14 protein-coding genes are annotated in these 18,523 nt (G+C 65.5%); 5 read left to right on the forward strand and 9 right to left on the reverse strand.

The annotated features are described in order from the left end of the window. Positions 1 to 20: 20 nt before the first annotated feature. Complete coding sequence (locus tag HMPREF2550_RS04175; RefSeq protein ID WP_246819755.1) at positions 21 to 1,304, forward strand: D-alanyl-D-alanine carboxypeptidase family protein; 1,284 nt, start codon at positions 21 to 23, stop codon at positions 1,302 to 1,304. On the opposite strand, the gene HMPREF2550_RS04180 is transcribed toward HMPREF2550_RS04175, so the two are convergent. The 6 genes from HMPREF2550_RS04180 to HMPREF2550_RS04205 form a co-directional block, all read right to left on the reverse strand. After that, positions 1,255 to 2,349, reverse strand: coding sequence for a YhjD/YihY/BrkB family envelope integrity protein (locus HMPREF2550_RS04180; RefSeq protein ID WP_070764644.1), 1,095 nt, complete (start codon positions 2,347 to 2,349; stop codon positions 1,255 to 1,257). The genes HMPREF2550_RS04175 and HMPREF2550_RS04180 overlap by 50 nt on opposite strands. Before the next feature lie 83 nt (positions 2,350 to 2,432). Beyond that, positions 2,433 to 3,437, reverse strand: a complete 1,005-nt coding sequence (gene trpS / locus HMPREF2550_RS04185; RefSeq protein ID WP_070789907.1) for a tryptophan--tRNA ligase — start codon at positions 3,435 to 3,437, stop codon at positions 2,433 to 2,435. Positions 3,438 to 3,669: 232 nt separating this feature from the next. Then, a complete protein-coding gene (locus HMPREF2550_RS04190; RefSeq protein WP_070764645.1) occupies positions 3,670 to 3,873 on the reverse strand; it encodes a biotin synthase auxiliary protein BsaP in 204 nt (67 codons plus the stop codon). Beyond that, entirely contained in the window at positions 3,873 to 4,919 is a 1,047-nt protein-coding gene (gene bioB / locus HMPREF2550_RS04195; RefSeq protein WP_034997388.1) for a biotin synthase BioB, read from the reverse strand. Before bioB ends, HMPREF2550_RS04190 begins: the two co-directional genes overlap by 1 nt. A 119-nt stretch (positions 4,920 to 5,038) precedes the next feature. After that, positions 5,039 to 5,827: a trimeric intracellular cation channel family protein gene (locus HMPREF2550_RS04200; protein WP_246819756.1), complete on the reverse strand. Its 789-nt coding sequence runs from the start codon at positions 5,825 to 5,827 to the stop codon at positions 5,039 to 5,041. A gap of 2 nt (positions 5,828 to 5,829) precedes the next feature. Then, a complete protein-coding gene (locus HMPREF2550_RS04205) occupies positions 5,830 to 6,750 on the reverse strand; it encodes an exodeoxyribonuclease III (RefSeq protein ID WP_070789909.1) in 921 nt (306 codons plus the stop codon). Between the two features lie 91 nt (positions 6,751 to 6,841). On the opposite strand from HMPREF2550_RS04205, the gene HMPREF2550_RS04210 reads away from it, so the two are divergent. Both HMPREF2550_RS04210 and HMPREF2550_RS04215 read left to right on the forward strand, forming a co-directional pair. Next, entirely contained in the window at positions 6,842 to 9,016 is a 2,175-nt protein-coding gene (locus HMPREF2550_RS04210) for an NADP-dependent isocitrate dehydrogenase (RefSeq protein ID WP_070789910.1), read from the forward strand. A 176-nt stretch (positions 9,017 to 9,192) separates the two neighbouring features. Beyond that, positions 9,193 to 10,671 (forward strand): RNA-binding domain-containing protein, encoded by a 1,479-nt coding sequence (locus HMPREF2550_RS04215; protein WP_070764650.1) that lies wholly within the window; start codon positions 9,193 to 9,195, stop codon positions 10,669 to 10,671. A gap of 147 nt (positions 10,672 to 10,818) precedes the next feature. Here the strand turns inward: HMPREF2550_RS04215 and ppc are convergent, their stop codons facing one another. Further along, the gene (gene ppc / locus HMPREF2550_RS04220; RefSeq protein ID WP_070789912.1) at positions 10,819 to 13,467 is read right to left on the reverse strand and encodes a phosphoenolpyruvate carboxylase; all 2,649 of its coding nucleotides are present in this window, start codon (positions 13,465 to 13,467) and stop codon (positions 10,819 to 10,821) included. Positions 13,468 to 13,683: 216 nt separating this feature from the next. On the opposite strand from ppc, the gene HMPREF2550_RS04225 reads away from it, so the two are divergent. Both HMPREF2550_RS04225 and HMPREF2550_RS04230 read left to right on the forward strand, forming a co-directional pair. Beyond that, positions 13,684 to 15,006, forward strand: coding sequence for an O-acetylhomoserine/O-acetylserine sulfhydrylase (locus HMPREF2550_RS04225; RefSeq protein ID WP_070789915.1), 1,323 nt, complete (start codon positions 13,684 to 13,686; stop codon positions 15,004 to 15,006). Further along, on the forward strand, positions 15,007 to 16,155 hold the full coding sequence (locus HMPREF2550_RS04230; protein WP_070789917.1) for a homoserine O-acetyltransferase MetX: 1,149 nt from the start codon (positions 15,007 to 15,009) through the stop codon (positions 16,153 to 16,155). It abuts the gene before it with no gap. Here HMPREF2550_RS04230 and HMPREF2550_RS04235 read toward each other — a convergent pair. Next, positions 16,143 to 16,802, reverse strand: coding sequence for a metallophosphoesterase family protein (locus HMPREF2550_RS04235; protein WP_070789919.1), 660 nt, complete (start codon positions 16,800 to 16,802; stop codon positions 16,143 to 16,145). The two genes, HMPREF2550_RS04230 and HMPREF2550_RS04235, sit on opposite strands and share 13 nt — an antisense overlap. Before the next feature lie 9 nt (positions 16,803 to 16,811). Next, the gene (locus tag HMPREF2550_RS04240) at positions 16,812 to 18,503 is read right to left on the reverse strand and encodes an ABC transporter permease (RefSeq protein WP_070789921.1); all 1,692 of its coding nucleotides are present in this window, start codon (positions 18,501 to 18,503) and stop codon (positions 16,812 to 16,814) included. Between the last annotated feature and the right edge of the window lie 20 nt (positions 18,504 to 18,523).

Raw genomic sequence — 18,523 nt, forward strand, 5'->3', positions numbered from 1 at the left:
GCGGCGTAGCATCAGTCCCTGTGCCTGGAAACGCTCATCTTTCACTCTGTCTCTCCGCGCTGCTGCTCAGCGCCCCGCTCGCGCTCGCTTCCCCGGCTGCCGCACAAGAACCCGATCCGCTGACGGAGTGGCCCCTGGAGCCGGTTGAGGGCTACTTCGCCGACAACGGCGAATGGATCCCGCCTGTGCGCATCGAGGCACCCAACACCGATAATTGCCCGAACGCGCAGCACCCGCCCCGGGCCGTGTCCACCTCGGAGCGGCTCGCGCCGGGCGCGCCTACCCCGCCCCCACTGCCGCAGGACTACGAGGGCCCGTGCGGCGTCAGCGCCCCGGCGGGCTACGAGGTCCCCGACGACGTCTACGCCTCGGCCTGGCTCGTCGCCGATGCGGACACCGGCGAGGTCGTGGCAATGAAGGATCCGCACGGGCGCTACCGGCCTGCGTCGGTGATCAAGGTGCTCCTCGCGCTCGTCGCCATCAATGAGCTCCCGCTGGACAAGCAGGTCACCGTCTCGGCGGAGTCCGCGGACCAGGAAGGCTCGCGCGCAGGCCTCGGCGCGGGCGGCATCTACACCGTCGACGATCTGCTGCATGGTCTGCTCATGTCGTCCGGCAACGACACGGCGCACGCGCTCGCCCAGGAGCTCGGCGGCGACGAGGAAACCCTGCGCAAGGTCAACGCGCTCGCCCACGAGTTGGGCATGCGCGACACCTTCGTCGCCTCCTACTCCGGGCTCGACGCCCCCGGCATGTCGTCTTCCGCCTGGGACCTGGGCCTGGCCTACCGCGCCGCCTTCAACAACCCAGTCTTCGCGGCGACGGTCGACACGGAGTCCTACCCGTTTCCTGGCTTCGACGATGTGCCCGGCTTCGAGATGTGGAACGACAACCAGCTCTACCTGCAGGACCCGGACGGGATCGGCGGCAAGACCGGGTTCACCGACGACGCGAACCACACCTTCGTCGGCGCCGTCAACCACGACGGCCGCCGCCTTTTTGCCGTCGTCCTCGACACCACGATCGGTAAGCACCGCGCGTGGGGCCAGGCGCAGGAGCTGCTCCACGCCGCCTACCCGATCGCCGCAGGTGCGGGCGTCGCCTCGCTTATCGACGCCGCGCCAACCCCCACCCCCACGCCTACTCCCACCCCGACCGCTGCCCCTGCAATAGAAGAAACACCGGCAACAATCCCGTGGCTGTCCATCGGGATCGTCGCCGGTGTCACCGTGCTCGCGCTTGTGGCGCTTGTGCTTAGTCTCGGGTCAAGAGGGAAACGACCCCGACACCGAGCGCGCCAATAGCCGCGCCAACACCGACCGCCTTGCCGGTACCAGTGCTGCGCGTTTCCTGGCGGGCGGCACCCGCGCGCACGTTAATCACTGCGGGCTCCGGCACCTCTGCCGGTGCCAGGCGCAGGCTCTCCTCCGTCGTCGCCGTCCAGGCGGAGACGTAGAGCACCACGCGCCAGATCAGGTACATCACGACCATCAACGAGATCAACGGGCCGAAGATGGCACCGGCCGGGTTGCCCGTCAGCGAGCTGATGATCACGCCGGCGAACTGCTTGATCACCTCGAAGATGACCGCGCCGAGCAGTGCGCCCTTCATACCGGATTTCACCGGCACCTTCGTGCGTGGCAGGAACATGACCACCCACAGCATGACCAGGAAGTTCGCCAGCACGCCGACGAGCAGGCCAACCACCCACACCAGCACACGAGCGCCCGGTACCTCGTCGAGACCGACGTACTCAAGCAGGGTATTAGTCCAGCTGGACACGCCCAGCGCCGTGACCGCAAACGCGACGACGAACAGGACGATCAGGCCAATGAGGCCGAGCAGGTCCCACAGCTTCTTCGTCACGAAGTTGCCGCCCTCGTCCGCGTCCAGGTTCCACATGGCGGACACACCGACGCGCAGGTTATTCATCCAGCCCAGGCCGGACCACAGGGTGGTGAGCAAACCGATCCCGGCCACGGCCCCGCGCTGATCAATCGCAGAGGCGATCAGGTCGTTAACCATCTCGCCCAAGTCCCCGTCAATGCTTTGGGTGACCTGATCCTGAATCTGCTGCATTAAGTCAGGCCGCGCGTTGAGGAAGAAACCAAGGCCAGCGAACACCAGCATCAAAAGCGGGAACAGCGACAGCACGGAGAAGTACGTCACTCCGGCGGCGAACTGGTTACCGCCCTGCGTAGCGAAGCGCTCGTTCATGCGCATCAGGTGGCCGACGGCCGGGGCCTTCTCCGCGAGCTCGTCAGCGGCGCCCTCCTGCTGCTGCTTCGTTGCGCGTTCGATGCCATGGTCGTCGGTGTACGCCTTGGTTGGCGACGTCGATGTTGCCATACGGCAGTCCTTCCTCAAGTTCAGTGAGCTGGTGTCAGGAACTCAATCGTAGAGGAAAGACGCAGCCGTCGATAAGCGAGCGCCTAGGCGCGCTTGAGAAAACCGGTCTTCTCGTAGACCTCGGCGAGCAAAGGCGCAGCCACCTCGCGGGCGCGGGCCGCACCGCGGGCCAGGATCGCCTCGAGCTCCGCGCGATCCGCCATCAGCTCCTCGTAGCGGGCGCGCAGCGGCGTGGTGAAGGCCTCGAGCGCGTCCGCGGTGTCCACCTTGAGCGCGCCGTAGCCCTGCCCCTCGTAGCCGGCGACCAGGTCGTCGATGGACTTGCCCGTCAGCGCCGACTGGATGACCAAGAGGTTCGACACGCCCGGCTTGTTCTCCTTGTCGTAGGCGATCACGCCGTCGGTGTCGGTGACCGCGGAGCGGATGCGCTTCGCCGAGGTCTTCGGCTCATCCAGCAGATTAATCAGGCCCTTCGGGTTCGCGCCCGACTTGCTCATCTTGGAGGTCGGATCCTGCAGGTCGTAAATCTTCGCCGCGCCCTCCGGGATGAAGCCCTCCGGCACCACGAAGGTCTCGCCGCGCTTGGCGTTGAAACGCTCCGCCAGGTTGCGGGTCAACTCCAGGTGCTGGCGCTGGTCCTCCCCCACCGGCACCAGGTGCGGCGAGTAGAGCAGGATGTCCGCCGCCATCAGGACGGGGTAGGTAAACAGGCCCACCGAGGTGCGGTCCTGGCCCTGCTTGAGGCTCTTGTCCTTGAACTGCGTCATGCGGCTGGCCTCGCCGAAACCGGTCAGGCACTGCAGCACCCACGTCAGCTCGGCGTGCTCCGGCACGTGCGACTGCACGAACAGCGTGGACTTCTCCGGGTCAATGCCCAGCGCGATCAACTGCGCGCAGCCGGCGATCGTGCGCTGCCGCAGCTCCTCCGGGTCCTGCTCCACCGTGATCGCGTGCAGGTCGGGGATGAAGTAGAACGCCTCGTAGTCGTCCTGCAGGTCGATCCACTGCTTCAGCGCACCCAGGTAGTTCCCCAGGTGGTAGGAGTCGGCGGTGGGCTGGATTCCGGAAAGGACGCGTTGCTTCGACATGGCTCCTTAGTCTATCCGTAGCGCGGGCGGAAGAGCGGGTTTGGGTGGGAAAACTCCCGGAGGTTCAGTCTCCGCCGCCCTTCACTTTGGCTAGACGCACCACTAGGGTTTTGGCATGACAAACGCGCCGTTGGACAAATCAGGAGCGGAGCTGAGCTCGCGACCCAGAGTGGCGGAAAGAGGCTGCTGAACTGGACGCAGCCATCCGACTTCACTGAGCCCTCTAGGACCGCTACCGCTCCAGCCACTCCGAGCGCAGCAGCCCGTGGCGGGAGCAGCAGGCCTCCCACCCGAAGGGGCTGATCTTCACCACCATGCGGCGCTCGCAGACCGGGCAGATCCGCGGCGCGTCGTAGGGGCGGTTCGGGTTGACGGGCAGCTGGAGCTCGCCGGACAGGATGGCGTCGGCAAGTTCAGTGCTGTCGGGCACGCGCATTAGAGGGCCTTGATGGTGTCGTAGAGCGCGCCGTGGCCGGACTTCATCTTCTGGCCGACCGGGGTAATGCCCAGGTCGAGCACGCGGTCGACGGCCTCGCGATCCTGCTCGATCGGGCGGCCCAGGGTGGTCAGGTAGTTGCCGCCGATAATCGCGTTGGCGCCGCCAAGGAGGCCGGCTTCGGTGCCGTCGTCGCCAAGCGCGAGCTCGGTGCCGCCGGCAAAGCGCAGCTGGGCGGTCGGCATAGCCAGGCGGAACGCGGCCACGGCGCGCAGCGCCTCGCCCTGCGGAACCAGCGGGCGGTCCTCAAACGGGGTGCCCGGGCGCGGGTCGAGGAAGTTCATGGGCACCTCGTGCGGCTCAATCTCAGCGAGCTGGGCGGCAAACTCGGCGCGCTGCTCCAGGGACTCACCCAGGCCAATGATGCCGCCGCAGCAGGTTTCCATGCCCTCTGCCAGCACGTACTCGAGGGTGTTCTTGCGCTCCTCCCAGGTGTGGGTGGTCACCACGTTGGGGAAGAAGGACTTCGCGGTTTCGAAGTTGTGGTTGTAGCGGGACACGCCCATCTGCTTAAGCTGGCGTGCCTGGTCCTGGGTGAGGATGCCCAGGGAGGCGGAAATAGAGATGTCCACTTCCTCTTGGATGGCGGTGACCGCTTCGGCGACCTGGTCGAGCAGCTGCTGGGTCGGGCTCTTCACGGCGGCGACGATGCAGAACTCGGCCGCGCCCATCTTCTCGGATTGCTTGGCGGCCTCGACGAGCTCGTTGATGTCCAGGGTCACGGCGCGGACCGGGGACTCGAACAGTCCGGACTGGGAGCAGAAGTGGCAGTCCTCGGGGCAGCCGCCGGTCTTCAGGGAGATGATGCCCTCGAGCGAGACGTCCACGCCGCAGTGCTTGATACGGGTTTCGTGCGCGATCTCCAGCAGTTCCTTCAGGTCCTCGTCCGGAACTTGGAGGACCTGGAGGATCTCCTCCTGGTTCAGGCCTTCGCCCTTTTCCAGAGCCTTTTCGCGGGCGATATCAAGAATTGGTGCATGTGACATGGGTAATACTCCGTTCTCAATGTAATGACTGACAAAAGGCTACCGCATACCTTGAACACCGTTCAGTCAATCCCCGAAAAAAGCCCCGCTTCCCCAAATCTGGGGGCGGGGCGCGCGTCTTAGTTTTCTGAGCCGCGGCGCTCGCTGCGCGGAGGCAGCCGCATCTTCCGCAGGCCCCGGTACGCCGTCCGGGCACCCGGGATGCGTCGGGCACGCTGATACAAAAACGTGGTCAGCGCGTCGCGAGGATCATAGGCGGCCGCCGCCTCCTCGTCGTACTCGTAGACGGGCAGGCTCCAGCCCCGCTTCAGGGAGAGCAGGCGCACTCCGAGGACTGTCGCCAGTGTGGCCAAGATGACCACCCATTCGTGCGCGCCCAGCCAGTCAAGCCCCCACCACACCATGACGCCGATAACGGCGGCCGAGGCGTACATCTCCTTGTGGAAGACGAGCGGGACGCGGTCCGAGAGCACGTCGCGGAGCACGCCGCCGAACACGCCCGTGGTCACCGCCGCCACGCACGCGATGATGAAACCGTGCCCGTGGCTCACCGCAGTCTGGATGCCCAGCACGGCGAAAGTGGCCAGCCCGATCGCGTCGGCGACCAAGAAGCTGCGCCGCAGCCGCACCATCAGCCAACTCACCCGCACCGTCACAGCCGCGGCGATGATCACGGTGAGCAGGTAGAGCGGCTGCTCCACCCAGGTCACCGGGTAGGTCCCCAGAATGACGTCGCGGACCGTGCCGCCGCCAAGCGCGGTGAGCGCGCCCAGGGTGATCACGCCGAACAGATCCATGCGCATCCGCCCGGCCGCCACCGCCGCGGTCATCGCCTCGGCGACGATGCCGATGACGTAGAGAATGATCAGCAGGTGCTCAGTACTGAAGCTGGCAATCATATCGGTCATACTCAGCCCTCCGCGTACTCAACCAGCAGCGGCGAGTGATCCGACCAGCGCAACTCCACCGCCCCGGCCTTCTCCACCCAGCTGCGCTGGGCACGGGCGAGCATGTCTGCGGTGGCTGCCTGGTAGTCGATGCGCCACCCCGCGTCGTTATTAAAGGCCTGGCCGCGGTACGTCCACCACGTGTACGGCGCGCCCTCCGGCGACAAGCGACGGGCGACGTCGAACCACACCGGCTCGGTCGCGGCCGTGCGCAGGGCCGGTACGTCAGACACGCCGTACTCGACCGCGCCCGCCCAGCCGGCGGCCGCCTTGTCCTCTATATCCTGCGCCGCCTCGTCCGGGAACGCACCGAAGACCGAGTCCATGAACGCGCGCTCCGAAGGCAAAAAGCCGGACTTCTTCCGGTTCGTCTTCCAATTCTTCAGGTCCTCGCGGCGGTGGCAGATGTTCCAATCGCCACCGATGACCATCTGCTTGTGCTCCGCGGCCCACTCGCGCAGAAGCGGCTCGAAGCGGTCTAAGAACTCGTACTTCTCGTCCTGCTTCGCGGTCTCAGCCGCACCCGACGGCAGGTACAACGAGGCGACGCGCTCCCCGCCCGGCAGGGTGGCGGCGATGAGCCGGCCGGCGGTTTCGAAGCCGGGGAGGCCGATGTGGGCGTCGATAAGCGGGCGCTTCGACAAAATGCCAACCCCGGCCCGGCCCTTGGCCTCGGCGGGCGCGACGATGAGCTCCCAGCCCTCATCGAGCGCCGGGGCGAGCGCGGCGCGCGCCTGCTCCTCGGTCGCGCGGACCTCCTGCATCAGCACCACGTCGGCGGGCGTGTGCCGCAGCCACTCCAACATCCCGAGATTTTCCTCGTTGCGGACCTTCGTGGCGGCCCGAATCCCGTTGACATTCACAGAAGCGATAGTGAGACTCATGCCCCCGAGACTACCTATTACAGGACAAGCGGTATGCAAAAGCTGTACGCTGAAGAGTTGAATACTGCCAACCTGAATTATGAGGAGCACAATGGCTAAGATCATCTGGACCCGCACCGACGAAGCGCCGCTGCTGGCGACCTACTCTTTCAAGCCGATCGTGGAGGCTTTCGCTTCCCAGGCAGGCATCGATGTCGACACCGCCGACATCTCGCTCGCCGGCCGCATTATCTCCCAGTTCCCGGAGCGCCTCGGCGACAAGAAGGTCGACGACGCGCTCGCACAGCTCGGCCAGCTGGCGAAGACGCCCGAGGCCAACATCATTAAGCTGCCGAATATCTCCGCTTCCCTGGTGCAGCTGAAGAAGGCCATCGCTGAACTGCAAGCCGCGGGCTTCGACATCCCGGATTACGAGGACGCGCAGGAGAAGTACGACGCCGTCAAGGGCTCCGCCGTCAACCCGGTACTGCGCGAGGGCAACTCCGACCGCCGCGCCCCGGAGGCCGTGAAGAACTACACCAAGAAGCACCCGCACTCCATGGGCGAGTGGTCGAAGGACTCCAAGACCAACGTCGCCACCATGGATGCCGGCGACTTCCGCCACAACGAGAAGTCCGTCATTATCCCGGCCGAGGACACCCTCACCATCAAGATGACCGACGGCACCGTGCTCAAGGAGGGCCTAAAGGTCCAGGCCGGCGAGGTCATCGACGCGACCTACATGTCCGCCGCCGCCCTCGACGCCTTCCTGGAGGAGGCCGTCAAGCGCGCCAAGGAGGAGGGCGTGCTCTTCTCCGCGCACCTGAAGGCCACCATGATGAAGGTCTCCGACCCGATCATCTTCGGCCACGTCGTGCGCGCCTACTTCAAGCCCGTCTTTGACAAGTACGGTGCCGAGCTCCTCGAGGCCGGTCTCGACGGCGAGAACGGCCTCGGCGCCATCCTCGACGGCCTGTCCGAGCTGGAGAACGGCGAGGAGATCCGCAAGGCGTTCGAGCAGCAGCTTGCCGACGGCCCCGCGCTCGCCATGGTCAACTCCCACAAGGGCATCACCAACCTGCACGTGCCCTCCGACGTGATCATCGACGCCTCCATGCCCGCCATGATCCGCACCTCCGGCCACATGTGGAACGCCGACGACCAGGAACAGGACACCCTGGCCGTGATCCCGGATTCCTCCTACGCTGGCGTCTACCAGGCTGTTATCGACGACTGCCGCGCCAACGGCGCCTTCGACCCGACCACCATGGGTACCGTCCCGAACGTCGGCCTCATGGCGCAGAAGGCTGAGGAGTACGGCTCCCACGACAAGACCTTCAAGATCCCGGCCGACGGCACCGTCCAGGTCGTTGCGTCGAACGGCGATGTGCTCATCGAGCACGACGTCGAGGCCGGCGACATCTGGCGCGCCACCCAGACCAAGGACGCCCCGATCCAGGACTGGGTCAAGCTGGCCGTCAACCGCGCCCGCCTCTCCGGCATGAAGGCCATCTTCTGGCTCGACGAGGAGCGCGCGCACGACCGCAACCTTATTGAGCTGGTGAACAAGTACCTGCAGGACCACGACACCGAGGGCCTGGACATCTCCATCCAGTCCCCGATCGAGGCCACCAAGACCTCCGTCGAGCGCATCCGCCGCGGCGAGGACACCATCTCGGTGACCGGCAACGTGCTGCGTGACTACAACACGGACCTCTTCCCGATCCTCGAGCTGGGCACCTCCGCGAAGATGCTCTCCGTCGTCCCGCTCATGGCCGGCGGCGGCCTGTTCGAGACCGGTGCCGGCGGCTCCGCGCCGAAGCACGTCCAGCAGGTCCAGGAAGAAAACCACCTGCGCTGGGACTCCCTTGGCGAGTACCTCGCACTGGCGGAGTCCTTCCGCCACGAGAAGAACACGAACGGCAACGACCGCGCCGGCGTCCTCGCCGCCGCGCTGGACAAGGCCACCGAGCAGCTTCTCGACGAAGGCAAGTCCCCCTCCCGCAAGGTCAATGAGATCGACGACCGTGGCTCCCACTTCTGGCTCTCCCTGTTCTGGGCAGAGGCACTGGCCGCCCAGACCGACGACGCCGAGCTGGCCTCCGTGTTCGAGCCGATCGCCAAGGACCTGCGCGACAACGCCGAGACCATCGACGCAGAGCTCCTGGACGCCCAGGGCAACGCTGCCGACCTTGGCGGCTACTACTGGCCGGACGAGGAGAAGACCTCCGCGGTCATGCGCCCGTCCGCAACGTTTAACAAGATCATCGACGCGCTGGAGAAGTAAGCGTTAGGTCTTCACTGTCCAGGCCCCGGTCGCTGCGTTTTCGCGGCGGCCGGGGCTGTTTTCTTGCTCCGTAACCGGAAAAGGGTGCCAAAACGACCCCAGAACACCCCCAAAACCTTCGCTGCCTGCGGAAACGTTTTCTTGCCTCTTTCTTGCTTCTAGAGGATACTTGAGGCATGTCGCCACTTAATTCCACGTCGGAGCCTCAACTCATTGCCAGGATTAAACGATTCCTCGCTTTGCCTGCGGAACTCCCCTGGCTGGAGTTTAAGGAAAACAGCGCCACGACCGGCCCGGAGATCGCCAAATACGTGAGTGCGCTGGGCAACTCGGCACGCCTTCATGATGAACCAGCAGGCTATCTGATCTGGGGTGTAAGTGACGCTCATGAGATCGTAGGCACTTCGTTCCAATGGGAGACCACGAAAGGCAAGGGCAACGAAGACCTTTTCCCGTGGCTGCAGCGTGTAGTCTCCCCCACGCCAACTCTCTCCTTCGAGGCGGTCACAATCGAAGGCAAAACTGTGGTACTCCTCCGGATTCCGGCTGCACTCTCGGCCCCTTACGCCTACGACGGAACTCGGTACTTCCGACAGGGCAGTTACACCAAGAACCTGATGGACTTTCCAGATCGCGAACGCGAGTTGTGGAGGAAGCTCAACCAGTTCGAGTTTGAAACCAGCAATGCCGCAGAAGGCCTCGAGCCCGAAGAGATCACCGAGCTCCTCTCCTCCGACGCTTTCTTCAACAACCGGCCGGAATTGCCGCGCAATGTTGGCAGCGCCCTCGTCGACACAATGCGAGCGGCGGAAGCGATTACATATTCCCACGAATCGGGCTGGTGCATTCCCGCTTGGTCCGCACTGATGTACGCGCGCTCCCTCAAAGACTTCCCTCAGCTCGCCAGCTTGGCCCCACGCGTGATGCATTTCGACGACACGTCGAGGAAACAGCTGCAACGAGAGTGGGAGTTTGATGAGGGATACGCCACGTCGTTTAGCAAGATTGTCACCTTGGTGAACACAGTAAGGCCTGGTGGGGAGACCATCGATTCAAGCGGACGCCGAGTTGAAACTCCGCTGCTACCGACGGTGGCATTTCGCGAAGTGTTTGCGAATGCGCTCATGCACCAGGACCTAGAGCAGCGCGGTCAATACTTAACCGTTGAGGTGTTCAGTGATCGAGTCGAAGTGACCAACCCTGGAACCCCGTTAGTCGATCCCCAGCGTTTTATTGACTCGGCTTCTACAACTCGCAATCCACGCCTCGGCGAAGCGCTTCGCCTGGCACACTTCGTCGAGCAACGTGGAAGCGGTTGGGACAAGATCGTTGCATCGCTGGAAGCAGAGCACTTTCCGCCGGCGCTCATTCGATCAAATGGCACAACCACCGTCACGCTGAGTGCCTACCGCCCGTTCAAGCTGATGACTACGGATGAAAAGATCGAAGCTGTCTACCAGCATGCGTGTCTTGGCTTTCTGGATAATCGCGCCGTCACGAATGCATCGGTGCGAAGTCGCTTCGGTCTCAGGGATACGCAGACCGCCCAGGCGACCCGGCTCATTAACGCCACGGTGGATGAAGGCCTCATCCGGCTCTACGACCCGAATGCCGGAGCTCGCAACCGCCGTTATGTCCCTTTCTGGGCCGAATAGTTTTCTTGCTCGGTAACCGGGAAAGGGTGCCAAAGTAGCCCGAAAACCACTCCAAAAACTCTCCTACCTGGAGAAATGTTTTCTTGCCTCTTTCTTGCTTCTTGAGCGGGTTGCAGGGGCCCGCCCCGCGCCCCAGCCGCCAAAAACCTACCCCGCGTTGCGCAGCGCGGTGGCCAGCCCGTTCATGGTGACCTGGATGGTCTTGGAGACGAGGAAGGTCTCGTCGCCGGCGCGGTAGCGGCGCAGCAGCTCGAGCTGGACGGCGTTGAGCGGCAGCAGGTAGGGGTAACGGCGCTTGAGCGAGCGGGCCTGGCGCTGGTTCTCTGCAACAAGGTCAGCGTGTCCGGTGATGCGGAAATAGACCTGCTTGGTGCGCTCGAACTCGTCGGCAATGAGCGTGTAGATGCGCTCAGCCACCTCGCGGTCTTCCACCAGGTCGGCGTAGAGGCGGGCCAGCGACAGCTCGGCCTTGGCCATGACCTGGGCCATATTCGACAGTACGGAGCGGAAGAACGGCCAGTCGCGGTAGAGTTCGCGCAGGTCGTCCCAGCGCTCTTCGCTCTCGCCCGCCCAGCGCTCGACCGCGGTGCCGACGCCGAACCAGCCGGGCACGTTGGTGCGCGACTGCGCCCAGGACAGGACCCAGGGGATGGCGCGAAGATCAGAAATCGCGGTGGTCTGTTTGCGCGACGCGGGGCGGGAGCCGAGGTTGAGCTCGCCGATCTCGTGCAGCGGGGTGGATTGGGTGAAGTAGTCGATGAATCCGGGGTCGCCGATCAGTTCGTTGTACTTTTCGCCGGAGTAGGCGGCAAGGGTGCGCATGATGTCGTAGGCGCGGGTCGGGTCGGCGATCGGCTCGGTGTCCAGCAGAGAGGCCTCAAGGGTGCCGGCGACGAAGGCCTCGAGGTGGCGGCGCGCGGTCTCGGGAGAGCCGTACTTGGCGGAGATGATCTCGCCCTGCTCGGTGATGCGGATGGAGCCGGCGACGGCACCCTTGGGTTGGGCGAGGATGGCGTCGTAGGTGGGCCCGCCTCCGCGGCCGACTGCCCCGCCGCGGCCGTGCGCGAGCCGAAGGCGGATGCCGTGTCGGTTGCAGAGCTCGACGAGGGCGAGTTCGGCGTCGTAAAGCGCCCAGTTGGCCTGCAGGTAGCCGCCGTCCTTGTTGGAGTCGGAGTAGCCGAGCATGACCTCCTGGACGTCGCCGCGGGCGCGCAGGTGCTCGCGGTAGAACGGCAGCGACCAGAGGTCCTCGAGGATGCGGGCGCCGTGCGCAAGGTCCTCGATAGTCTCGAAGAGCGGGACGACGTTGACGCTGCCCAGGCCGACTTCTTTGAGTAGGACCATGGGCTCGAGGATGTCGGAAACCGTCCCGGTCATGGCGATGATGCACTGCGCGATCGCACCCTGGCCCAGGTCCCGGACGGCGCGGGCGGCGGCGGTGAGGATGCCCATTTCCTTGCGCGTGTCGTCGCTAAGCTGGGCTGAGGCGCGCAGCAGCGGGCGCGGGGTGCGCAGCTCATCGACGAGCACCTCCACGCGGTCCTCTTCCACAAGCGCGGTGTAGTCCTCACACACGCCGGCAACGCGGAGCACCTCGGCTACGACCTTCTCGAAGGATTCGGAGTTCTGGCGCAGGTCGAGCGTGTAGAGGTGGAAGCCGAAGGTAGTCACCGCGGAGCGCAGGCGCCCCAGCCGGTCGTCGGCGATGATGGCGCCGCCGTGCGCGCGCAGGGAGGCGTCGATCACATCCAGGTCGGCGAGCAGTTCACCGGGGTCCGCATACGCCGAGCCCGAGGTCACCGAACCGGCGAGCTGCTCGCGGGTGGCGGCGACGCGGTGGCGGATGCCGTAGATGGCGCGGCGGTAGGGCTCATCGACGCGGGACTCGGCTGTGTTGTTGGCGGCGTCGGCAAGCTGGGAAAGCTCCGCCGAGCAGGTGGAGTAACGGTCCGAGAGGGACAGCTCGCGCTCGAGTTCGCCCAGTTCGTCGAGGTAGTGGTTCAACACGGTGTCGGCGGCCTGGCGGGTGGCGTAGGTGAGCGTTTCGGCGTTGACGTAAGGGTTGCCGTCGTGGTCGCCGCCGATCCAGGAGCCGGGGCGCATCACGGGGGTAAGGGCGAGGTCGCGGTCGAAGGTGTCGCGCAGCTCGTAGCGGATCGCGCGGTTAAGCGCCGGGATCTGCTCGAGCAGGGAGAGTTTGTAGTAGCGCAGACCGACATCGATTTCGTCCTCCAAGCGCGGGCGCGCGATGCGGATGAGCGCGGTCTGCCACAAAAGGGTCATGCGCAGTTCCATCTCGCGCTCGATGGCGGCCGGGTCGGCGCCGGCGTGGAGTTCGCTGAGCAGGCGTTTGATGTGCGTCTGGGTGTCAAAGACGGTGCGGCGGCGAGTCTCGGTCGGATGCGCGGTGAGCACCGGGGAGACCTGCGCCCCGGCGATAAGTTCGGCGACCTTGTCGGCGTCCACGCCGCTGTCTTTCAGGTGCGCGAAGCTGGTGCGCAGCGAAACCGGCGCGGCCGCCTTCTCGTCGTCCAGGTCCTCGACCAGGTTAGTCAGCAGTGCGAAGTGGCTGAATGCGCGCGCAACCAGGTTCATCTTGGTGATGTCCATGTCACGGAAGACGGCGAGCAGGTCTTCTGGGGCGGCATCCCCGTGGGCGATGTCGAAGGCGGTGCGACGGGTGGATTCGACCAGGTCAAAGATCTCCTGGCCCTCCTGCTCGGCGAGCACGCGGCCGAGCACCCGGCCCAAAAGTCGGATATCTTCGCGGACGTGATCGGCGGGCTGGACGGACACGGGGGTCTCCTTCGGCTAAGGCGCAGCTCAAGCGGCACTCAAGCGGCGCGGACGTGACGTGCTAGCTAAAGTAGCTGAGATCACACCTCCTGTCTCGGAAACGGAGGTCACACCATCACAAGCAGGGGCATCTGCGGGATTTTTATTCAGCCCCTTAACTCGCAAAACAGACCGCTTGGTTCATTTTGCACCGACCGCACATTACGGTCGGATGCCATGAGCAACTACGACAACTCCAACGCCAACGAGTGGGCCTTCGCCACCCGCTCCATCCACGCAGGCCAAACCGTCGACTCCGATACCGGCGCGCGCAACCAGCCGATTTACATGACCACGAGCTACGTCTTCGACGACGCGCAGCACGCGGAGAACCGCTTCAACCTCTCGGACGCAGGCCCGATCTACACGCGCCTGACCAACCCGACCCAGCAGGCGCTGGAGGATCGCCTCGCTTCCCTCGAAGGCGGCGTCGCCGCCGTCGCCTTCGCCTCCGGCATGGCCGCGGAGACCGCAGCGATCCTCAACCTCGCCTCGGCCGGCGACCACATCGTCACCTCCCCGCGCCTCTACGGCGGCACGGAAACGCTCTTCGAGGTCACGCTGCCGCGCTTGGGCATCAACGTCACCTTCGTGGATGACCCGGACGACCCGGCCAGCTGGCAGGAAGCCGTCGAGCCCAACACCAAGGCCTTCTACGCGGAGACCTTCGGCAACCCGATCGCCGACGTGCTGGACATCCCGGCAGTCGCCGAGGTCGCGCACGCGAACCAGGTGCCGCTGATCGTGGACAACACGATGGCCACCGCCGCCCTGGTGCGCCCGCTCGAGCTCGGCGCCGACATCGTCGTGGTCTCCACCACGAAGTTCTACACCGGCAACGGCGCGGCCATCGGCGGCGCGATCATCGACGGCGGCAAGTTCGACTGGACCGTCCAGCGCGACGGCAAGGACGTCTTCCCCTACTTCACTACCCCGGACCCGGCCTACCACGGTCTGAAGTACGCCGACCTGGGCGCTCCCGCCTTCGCGCTCAAGGCTCGCGCTGGCCTGCTGCGCGACACCGGTGCGGCGATTTCCCCGTTCAATGCGTGGGTCGCCCTCCAGGGCCTGGACACCCTCCAGCTGCGCGTGAACAAGCACAACGAGAACGCCGCGGCCGTCGCCGAGTTCCTCGCCGGCCACGAGAAGGTGGCCAAGGTCAACTACGCCGGCCTGCCGGATTCCCCGTACAAGGCCGTCAAGGAGAAGCTCGGCATCGAGCACACCGGCTCCGTGCTTTCCTTCGAGGTCGCGGGCGATCCGGACGACCGCACCAACGCCTGGGCGTTCATCGACGCGCTGAAGCTGCACTCCAACCTGGCAAACATCGGCGACGTCCGCTCCCTGGTCGTCCACCCGGCCTCCACCACCCACTCGCAGTCCACCCCGGAGGGACTCAAGCGCGCGGGCATTAGCCAGGCCACTGTCCGCCTGTCGGTTGGTATTGAGGACATCACCGACATCATCGACGACCTCAAGCGCGGTTTCGCGGCGATCTAGATGCACACACTCGCCCCGGAAGGTCAGCTCGCGGTCGTCGATATCGGCTCGGTGCACACCGAGGCCGGTGCCCAGATCGACGAAGTGCAGATTGCTTATCGACGCTGGGGCGAACCGGCCGGCGACCCCCACGGCAGCAACAACATCCTCCTCGTCGAGCACGCTTTAACCGGCGACACGGACGCTGCCGACTGGTGGTCCGAGGCCATCGGCCCTGGCAAGGCCCTCGACACGGACCAGTGGTGCGTGATCTGCACCAACGCACTGGGCTCCTGCTACGGGTCAACCGGCCCGGCCTCGGCGCACCCGGACGCCGACGGCACGGTCTGGGGTTCGCGTTTCCCGGCCGTGTCCATCCGCGACATGGTGCAGGCCGAACACCGCTTCTTAGGCGAGCTCGGTTTCTCTCGCGTCCACGCCGTCCTCGGCGGTTCCATGGGCGGTGCCCGTGCCCTCGAGTGGACGCTGCTCCACCCGGAGCAGGTGGATTACGCCCTGGTCATCGCTGTATCCGCGCGGGCGAGCGCCTGGCAGATCGGCGTGCAGACCGCGCAGATCACCTCGATCACCCAAGACCCGGCTTGGCAGGGCGGCGACTACCACGACACCGGCCACTCCCCCGACGCGGGTCTGGCCGCCGCGCGCCGACTGGCACACCTGACCTACCGCGGCGAGATGGAGATCGACGAACGCTTCGGCACCGCTGCCCAGACCGGCGAGAACCCGCTCGGCCCCTACCGCGCCGACGGCGAGCGCTTCGCCGTCCAGTCCTACCTGGAGCACCAGGGCCGTAAGCTCACCGAGCGCTTCGACGCCGCCTCCTACGTCACGCTCACCGAGGCGCTCAACCGCCACGACGTGGGCCGCGGACGCGGCGGGCTGAACAAGGCGCTGGCCTCATCGACGGTGCCCACCATGATCGTCGGCGTGGACACCGACATCCTCTACCCCTATCACCAGCAGGAACACCTCTCGCGCAACCTGGGCAACCTGCTGGCAATGTCGAAGCTGTCCTCCCCCGTCGGCCACGACGCCTTCCTCGTGGAGGCGCGCCAGATGGACCGCGTGCTGCGCAACTTCATCGCGCTGACGCACGAAACCCCGTCCGCGCACGACGTCGCGGTCACTCGCGGGGACTACGACATATAGGAGACGGCCACGGTGGCGTCGTCAAGCGCGGCGCACAGGCTCGCGCTGCCCATCCCCACCCAGCTGATGGGCACCGACGCCTCGAGCTGCAGGCGCTCGTGGACGTGCCCGAGTGCCCACGCGTCGTATCCGCAGGCCTCGAGCTCCTCGACGCTGCAGGGCAGGCAAGGGTTGTTGGAATACTCGCCAGTGACGGAAGTGTGCAGGAGTCCGAGGTTTGGCGCGCCGTCGATAGGCTGCGGGAACGAAGGCACCAGCCGGCGCGGGTCGCGGTCGACCTCGACGGCGGCGGTGTGCAGCGCCCACTCGCCTGCCCGAAGCGTCTGCGGGTGCGGACCAGCGACCGTGACGCCACGCGGGATCACGTCGGAGAGGTCGTGGTGCACGTCGTGGTTGCCGGCGATGAAGACGGTCGTGCCGAAGAGCTCGCAGGCGCGGTTGAAGAAGCGGGTGACCTCGTCGAAGGTGGCGTCGGTGAACCTTTTGCGGTCGATGACGTCGCCAAGCATCACCATATGCCCCGCCCCGGCCTGCGCCCCGCGCTGCAGTGCACCGAGCGCCCAGTCAATGCCCGGGCCGGTTTTCTTCGCGCCCGCCTGCGGGCGGCCGAGGTGGATGTCTGCGAGGACGAGAAGTGGTGCGGTCATTACCCCAGGCTAACGCGCGTGGCGGGACTGCCACCAACGCACGCACACGAGCACGATGGTGGAGGTGCCCACGCCGATCAGCGTCATCGCCATCGCCTCCGCGCGATGGCCTTGGTCGTACTGGTTCATAATCCAGGGCGCGAGCAGGTTGATGTTGCTCGGTCGGATCAGCGAGGACATCACCAGTTCGCGGATGCCCACGAAGAACGCGAGCAGCCAACCGGCGAACAGCCCGGGCGCGAGCAACGGCACGGTGACACGGGCAAAGGTCTGCCACGGCGTAGCACCGCAGATCGCGGCAGCCTCGAGCATCGTGGGCGACATGGATGCCGCTGAGGTCTTCACGTTCTGCACCGCCATCGGGGTGAACAGGACCGTAAATGCCATGACCAGGATGAACTGTGTGCCGTACGGCGTCCACGGCAAGCTCGGCGAGTTCCACAGGAGGATGAAGCCGATGGCGAGGACAATGCCCGGCAGTGTGTCTGGGGCGACGGCGAGGAAGTCAGTCACCTTCACCAGTGCGCCGCGCTTCCGCATCGTCATGAGCGTGACCGCCAGGCCAAGCAGCACGGCCGTCGTCGCGCCGATCGCACCCAGCACGATGGAGCGGGTGAGCGCCTCCTGCGCGGACGGCATCACCAGCACGATCCCGAAGTAGTCAAACGTGAGGTTATCCAGTGTCGGTGCCTTAGACCGCAGGATCGTCATCGCCGCCAGGACGATCGAGATGTATGGAATGAACACGGAAAGCGCAAACACGACGAAGCTGTAGATCCACGCCAGCGCCATTGCGCTTCTCGACGCCCGCAGCCGCACCGGCCGCGCAGCCCGCCCACCACCGGTGAGGTCTTTCCGGCTCGCCCACTGCTGGATCGCCCACGCGGTCACGCCAAGGGCGAACAGCACGCTGGAGGTAGCCGCGGCGTTGGAGAAGCTGAGCGGGTCGATCGTGACGTCCTCGTAGATAGAGGACACGAGCACCTTGTAGCCAATCGCGTTACCCAAGGTCACTGGCGTACCAAACTCGCCAGCTGCCTTGATGAAGACGATGAGCGCGCCCAGCGAATAGGGCCCAATCACCATCGGAGCGATGATGCGCGAGCACTGCTGCCAGCGGGATGCGCCCGCCACCTGCGCCATCTCCAGCTGCGAGGCGGGGATGCCCGCGAAGCAGTTGCGCAGGATGAGGTACAAGAATGGAAACAGTTCCGCCGCCATGATGAACCCCATGCCCCACACGGAGTAGATCACGTCGTGGGCGAGGCTGCCGAGGGTCTCGCCCAGCAGCATCTCGGCCACGCCGCGCACGCGGGTGAAATCCATCCACGCCATCGCGGCCGCGAACGGCGGGGTCATAAACGGCACCATGATGAGCACCTCGACCCACTCCGCCTTGCGCATGGGCGTCCAGGCGCGGAAGAGCGCGAGCGGTGCAGCGAAAAGGGTGGCGAAGAACACCACGATCAGCGAGAGCACCACCGTGTTGCTGAGCACCCCGAGCATCTCGGGTTCCGCCAGCGTCCCCAACGCCGAGGGCTCCTCGCGATACCCGGTCACCGCGGTGACCAGTACCGATGCAAGTGGGGCGGCGACGAGCACGAGCAGGATCAGCAGCACCGGGTAGATGCCAGGACTACTGCGCCTGCGGCGCTTGGTGGGGCGGGCTTGGCTGGGGGCCGGCGCGGTGGTCGTCGTCAAGTGTCTCTCGCTTCTCGCAC

Source organism: Corynebacterium sp. HMSC074A01, from assembly GCF_001831515.1.
Lineage (GTDB): Bacteria > Actinomycetota > Actinomycetes > Mycobacteriales > Mycobacteriaceae > Corynebacterium.

Bases quoted from the DNA above. Each gene is read 5' to 3' on its own strand.
- HMPREF2550_RS04205 (WP_070789909.1), bottom strand. From the start codon at position 6,750: ATGAGTCTCACTATCGCTTCTGTGAATGTCAACGGGATTCGGGCCGCC.
- HMPREF2550_RS04215 (WP_070764650.1), top strand. From the start codon at position 9,193: ATGTCGCCACTTAATTCCACGTCGGAGCCTCAACTCATTGCCAGGATT.
- HMPREF2550_RS04180 (WP_070764644.1), bottom strand. From the start codon at position 2,349: ATGGCAACATCGACGTCGCCAACCAAGGCGTACACCGACGACCATGGC.
- HMPREF2550_RS04210 (WP_070789910.1), top strand. From the start codon at position 6,842: ATGGCTAAGATCATCTGGACCCGCACCGACGAAGCGCCGCTGCTGGCG.
- HMPREF2550_RS04230 (WP_070789917.1), top strand. From the start codon at position 15,007: ATGCACACACTCGCCCCGGAAGGTCAGCTCGCGGTCGTCGATATCGGC.
- HMPREF2550_RS04200 (WP_246819756.1), bottom strand. From the start codon at position 5,827: ATGACCGATATGATTGCCAGCTTCAGTACTGAGCACCTGCTGATCATT.
- HMPREF2550_RS04190 (WP_070764645.1), bottom strand. From the start codon at position 3,873: ATGCGCGTGCCCGACAGCACTGAACTTGCCGACGCCATCCTGTCCGGC.
- bioB (WP_034997388.1), bottom strand. From the start codon at position 4,919: ATGTCACATGCACCAATTCTTGATATCGCCCGCGAAAAGGCTCTGGAA.
- HMPREF2550_RS04225 (WP_070789915.1), top strand. From the start codon at position 13,684: ATGAGCAACTACGACAACTCCAACGCCAACGAGTGGGCCTTCGCCACC.
- trpS (WP_070789907.1), bottom strand. From the start codon at position 3,437: ATGTCGAAGCAACGCGTCCTTTCCGGAATCCAGCCCACCGCCGACTCC.
- HMPREF2550_RS04235 (WP_070789919.1), bottom strand. From the start codon at position 16,802: ATGACCGCACCACTTCTCGTCCTCGCAGACATCCACCTCGGCCGCCCG.